The sequence below is a fragment of the Pseudoxanthomonas taiwanensis genome (assembly GCF_010093135.1).
GTDB classification, from domain to species: Bacteria; Pseudomonadota; Gammaproteobacteria; order Xanthomonadales; family Xanthomonadaceae; genus Pseudoxanthomonas; species Pseudoxanthomonas taiwanensis.
Genome location: NZ_PDWK01000149.1, coordinates 1 through 901, shown reverse-complemented (window position 1 = coordinate 901; position 901 = coordinate 1). Strand labels below are relative to the sequence as shown.

Here is a 901-nt window from a genome sequence, read left to right as displayed (position 1 = left end):
GCGTTGGCGTGCACCTTGTAGCCGTAGAAGCTCTTGCCGTGCTTCTTGGTCCAGCGCGCGTCGCGGTCGGTGTGCTGCAGCCGCTTGGCATTCCAGCCCTCGGGCCTGCGGCCTTCGTTGAGCGCTTCGCGCTCGTCCTTGTTCGCCTGGGTGAGCGGTGCCTGCACGATGCTGGCATCCACGATCTGCCCGCCGCGCGGGATGTAGCCGTGCTGCTGCAACTGCAGGCTCACCGCCTCTCCTCCGCCCCTCGATTTCCTTGGACACGCTCTTGCGGGATCCTAACAGCTTGTTGAAATTCTCCCGCGCCAGAGCTTGCTTTCAAGCCCTCTGTTTGCGATATCGACCTCAGCCATAGTGGAGGGCGTGGGATGCGCGGTGCAGACGTCACTCAGGAATCGTTGTTCACGGTCGCCAAGCTCGCCGACTTCGTCCCGGCGAACCATCCGCTTCGATCCATTCGGGAGCTGGCCGATGAGGCGCTCAGGCGCATGAGCGGCCTGTTTTCGGCGCTGTACGCCGATACCGGCCGCGCCTCCATCGCGCCGGAGAAACTGATGCGGGCGCAGCTGCTGCAGCTGTTCTACTCGATCCGGAGCGAGCGGATGCTGATGGAGCAGCTCCACTACAACCTGCTGTTCCGCTGGTTCGTCGGTATCGCGATCGACGAGCCGGTCTGGGATCACTCCGTGTTCTCGAAGAACCGGGATCGTTTGAACGGAAACGAGGTGGCGAGCGAGTTTCTGGCCGAGGTGGTGCGGTTGGCGGAAAAGCGGGGCCTGATGTCGGACGGGCATTTCTCGGTCGACGGCACGCTGCTGCAGGCGTGGGCCTCGCACAAGAGCTTCCGTCCCAAGGATGGGACGCCGAAGGACCCACCGGGTGGTGGGCATCGCAACGC

General features: G+C 63.9%; 1 protein-coding gene and 1 pseudogene. One reads left to right on the top strand and one right to left on the bottom strand.

The window, feature by feature from the left end; genetic code table 11:
• Positions 1 to 221, bottom strand: a pseudogene (locus CR938_RS14310) (IS5/IS1182 family transposase); the annotation flags it as partial.
• 150 nt (positions 222 to 371) lie between these two features.
• On the opposite strand from CR938_RS14310, the gene CR938_RS14305 reads away from it, so the two are divergent.
• On the top strand, positions 372 to 901 hold a 530-nt coding region (locus CR938_RS14305; RefSeq protein ID WP_162125623.1), incomplete at its 3' end, for an IS5 family transposase.